Raw genomic sequence first — 3,598 nt, 5'->3', positions numbered from 1 at the left:
CGGGCAGCCGGCGGCAGTCGCATCCGCCAGATCAGGATCGGCAGCATCTACCCGGCCACCATGGGCATGCTGCCAACCTTCCTTGCCAAGATCGCCCGCAAGTATCCCGATGTCCGCATCCACATCGCCTCTGGCAATACCGGCGAGATCATCCGCGGCCTGGAGACCGGCCAGCTTAATCTGGGCTTCATCCGGCCGGTGGAAAACATCGGCTCGTTGCGCTTCGTCTCGCTTGCGCATGAGCGCTACTACCTGGCGGTTGGCCACGCCAATCCGCTGGCCGCCAGGGAGGAGATCAGCATCGACGATCTGCGTACTCAGAAGATCATCGCCTTCAACCGGCAGAACCTGTCGTTCACGGAACGCTACTTCAATGAGAAGTTTGCGGAATACGACCTCACCGCCAACATCGCCTTCAGCTGCGACGACACCTATGCGCTGGTGTCGCTGGTCTCTGCCGGGCTTGGCATCGGCTTTGCGCCGGAATGGACGCTTGATCTTCCCAATCGCGGCTTTGAGCTGAAGAAGGTAAGCGGGATCGACTTCCGGATCGGGCTTGGCATTGCCTGGAACAGAGAAGATCCAACCGCTGGCCGCGACGATATCGTCGACATCGCACGGTCGCTGGCACGGCGCGGCTGACAGCATAGACTAACGGATCTAGGCAGGGTCGGTTGCCCCGCTCTTTGTTGCGCTCGCCGAGACGTGATGATGTGGGGGATTGCGCCCTCAGGGCCGAAACCTCAAGCGCAAGCCATGACTCGGCAGGAGCGTCGAAAAAACCTATATGGTCAAGTCGGACGCTCGCATTATAGCACACACCCTGGGGCGTGGTAGTTGCATCAATTATCCGCAGGTGACAGCAACGCTTCGCGGGGGCGCGCGGCGAGTGCTTGAGCTTGATTGCAGGCTGTTGGGCGGCTCGCCGCTCCCCGTTGAGAAGGGCGGAGGCTGCCGAACGCAACGGCTAGGGAGTCACAACCTTAATGCGAATATTCGTCGCGACAAAAACTAATCGTTGACTCGGCAATTTAAGTCCCTTATGAATGCGCCATCGATCTTTTGCTTGCCGAGCTTTGTCTACCGCGCGATTGGCACCGCGCTTTAAGCGAACTTCCCTTTCAAAAACAGTCGGTTTCCGCCTGCGCAGCATGGGCTGCGCGGTTCCTCCATCTATGCTTTGAAAGGGTTCATCATGACCACTGGCACAGTAAAATGGTTCAATTCCACCAAGGGCTTCGGCTTCATCCAACCTGATAACGGTGGCGCAGACGCATTCGTGCACATCTCGGCTGTCGAGCGCGCCGGAATGCGTGAACTCGTCGAAGGCCAGAAGATCGGCTTCGAGCTCGAGCGCGACAACAAGTCGGGCAAGATGTCTGCTACCAATCTGCAGTCCGAATAGAAATTGAGATCTGCTTCCCTTTGACCACGGATGTACTGGCACTGCCGGAAGCTGTTTCACCAAGGCCAGGCGTTTTGCCTGGCCTTTTTTGTTCCGGCTGCTAAGCCGACCCAGTCGAGGTTCCAATGACAGAAGCACACAGCAAATCCCGCCAGCAGGCGGAGATCGCCTTCAGCAACGTCCAGACGCAGTTCTTCTCCAAAAACAACGCTGCAGAAGAGCTGGATTTCGTTGCCCAGGCCAGGGATGCCAAAACTCTTCGACTTCGAGAGGCACGTCTTGCAAAGGCGCTGGCCGACAGCATGTCGGCGACACCCAACCTCATCGCCAAACGCGCCAAGGCGCGCTGATCTCTGCTGCACTCACTATTGGGATAAGAATGAAGAACGCCAGAAAAAACGAAGTTTCCGAGCGCCGTGCCGCATCCGCTGACGCCAAAGCTGCTCTCCTGAACGCCTACCGATCGGCAAGGGCCGCAGCAGAACCAGCCAGAAGCGCAAGGCAGGCCGAACGCGCAGCCATTGCCACCGCTCGTGAAGAGCGGCGTGTTGAACGCGAACGTCTCAAGCTTGAGGAGCAGAAGCGTATCGAGACTGAGGCGACAGCGCGGCAGGCAGCCGTCGAGGCTGCAGCAGTCGCCGAAACCGAAGCGCGGGCGATCGCCGAAAACGCGCGTATAGCGCGGGTGATCGAAGATGAGGCGGTGCGAAAGGCGGACCGAGACCGACGCTATGCCAATCGCAAGGCAAGAAAAGGATAGCTGTTGCCGCTACGCCGCTACCCGCCAGCATGGCGGGTTCGTGTGGGGCACTCGAGATGAAAGGGAGCCCGATGGCCCCGGATACGAACGAACTTCAGGCGATCAACACGTCATGGCAAATCGCCATCCAGGAAATCCTGCGCATGGTTATCCGTGATATGTACCATGCCGGCGGCGAGGCAAATTTCAAGGCGCAGATCAAACGCATCGTAGAGGCCGCAGTAGACAGCATTTACACCGATCTGAGACTTCGAGGAACCAATGAGTGGACCGAGGTGCTCGTCAAGGAACGGGCGAGCAATTTCGTAACCTCCTTGCTGACGTCCTTTACCTACGACCGAGCTTGACCGGGTGCGCGTTTTATTCGAGCGGCAACATTGGTAGCGCGATATTGAATTAATCGCCCCGACCGGGCGGCGCCATCAACGGCTTTATCGGCGAAATCATCGAAGATCATATCCGCCACCGCGTTGACGATGGCAAGCTTGAGCAGTAGCAAGAGACCGGGCTTTCTGAACGCCGTTCGCCCCCAACGAACTCGATCGGCCCTACGGTGGTTCACCGAATGCGCGTTCAGGCAGCTTGCTTCATCGACTTGGCCAGCCGCTTGATCGCCCGTTCGAGCGATCGCTGTCCGTCGCAATAATGCTGCCAGGCGCTCGTCTTTGCGAGCAGCGCCGGCACCGTTCGGATGGTGAACCGCTTCGGATCCAGGTCCGTCTTCACCTGACTCCACGTAAGCGGCATCGACACCGTGCTGAAGGCGCTGCGGCAGAGACCTTCCACCCCTCGGACAGCAATCGCGACAATTTCGCAAACTTCGCGGAATACGAATGCCTGCACGCTGGTGAGGTACGCGAGCCGATGACATCCTATGCGACGGTACTGGGCGAGGAGGGCGGCTGGAAGCATCTGAAAGCCCTCCTTCTTCTCGGCGCCTCGCCTCTTGTGGCAATGCGTGATCCGTTCGACGATGCTTACGAAAAGATTAATGCGCAAGCGAAAGAGCTGTCGGCCTAGACGCGCGCGGCGGGGAGTCAGGGGAACTGAGAACGCGAGTTGTTCGATTCCCCTTCCTACACTGACCCCCATTCAACCCCGCCATCCTTTCGGCGGGTTTTTTTCACGATTGGTTCGCTGGCGTACCGGAACCCGGCAACTCGCTGCGCGTTTTTTGGCAGGACTTGAACGCTCTAGTTCAGACCCACCTTTCCACGTCATCAACTAACCCGCTTCCTTGGGAGCGGGTTCTTTTTGTGCGCCCAGCATGGGCGCATTCTTGTGGGTGGAAGTCCCACCGTAAGCTGGTCACGGCGAACGAAGAGAAGCGCAACTGCGGAAGGGCGACCGACCGTGGGGAGGAAGCGTGGATCGAAACTGCGGGCCGATGAACAAGAACCGGATATGAGGCGGTGCCAACCAGGGCGAGCGGG

At 58.7% G+C, this 3,598-nt stretch carries 5 protein-coding genes and 2 pseudogenes; 6 read left to right on the top strand and 1 reads right to left on the bottom strand.

Translation table 11 applies throughout. From position 1 onward, the window contains the following. The 5 genes from AC1DE4_RS31505 to AC1DE4_RS31485 all read left to right on the top strand — a co-directional run. On the top strand, window positions 1–642 hold a 642-nt coding region (locus tag AC1DE4_RS31505; RefSeq protein ID WP_477884729.1), incomplete at its 5' end, for a LysR family substrate-binding domain-containing protein. 553 nt (window positions 643–1,195) lie between these two features. Beyond that, on the top strand, window positions 1,196–1,405 hold the full coding sequence (locus AC1DE4_RS31500) for a cold-shock protein (RefSeq protein WP_018116262.1): 210 nt from the start codon (window positions 1,196–1,198) through the stop codon (window positions 1,403–1,405). A gap of 125 nt (window positions 1,406–1,530) precedes the next feature. Continuing rightward, the gene (locus tag AC1DE4_RS31495) at window positions 1,531–1,755 is read left to right on the top strand and encodes a hypothetical protein (RefSeq protein ID WP_113162487.1); all 225 of its coding nucleotides are present in this window, start codon (window positions 1,531–1,533) and stop codon (window positions 1,753–1,755) included. Between the two features lie 29 nt (window positions 1,756–1,784). Then, window positions 1,785–2,165 carry a DUF6481 family protein gene (locus AC1DE4_RS31490; RefSeq protein WP_477817952.1) on the top strand — a complete coding sequence of 127 codons (381 nt, stop codon included), beginning with the start codon at window positions 1,785–1,787 and terminating at the stop codon, window positions 2,163–2,165. Between the two features lie 71 nt (window positions 2,166–2,236). Continuing rightward, entirely contained in the window at window positions 2,237–2,512 is a 276-nt protein-coding gene (locus tag AC1DE4_RS31485; protein WP_477884728.1) for a hypothetical protein, read from the top strand. Between the two features lie 226 nt (window positions 2,513–2,738). On the opposite strand, the pseudogene AC1DE4_RS31480 reads toward AC1DE4_RS31485, so the two are convergent. Beyond that, window positions 2,739–2,924 (bottom strand): annotated as a pseudogene (locus AC1DE4_RS31480) (hypothetical protein); the annotation flags it as partial. Between AC1DE4_RS31480 and AC1DE4_RS31475 the strand changes: the two are divergent. Continuing rightward, window positions 2,922–3,185: pseudogene (locus AC1DE4_RS31475) on the top strand (Hint domain-containing protein); the annotation flags it as partial. The pseudogenes AC1DE4_RS31480 and AC1DE4_RS31475 sit on opposite strands and share 3 nt — an antisense overlap. Window positions 3,186–3,598: the final 413 nt, after the last annotated feature.

Source organism: Rhizobium sp. 10N414 (genome assembly GCF_056394785.1).
This window is presented reverse-complemented; position numbering and strand designations above follow the sequence as displayed.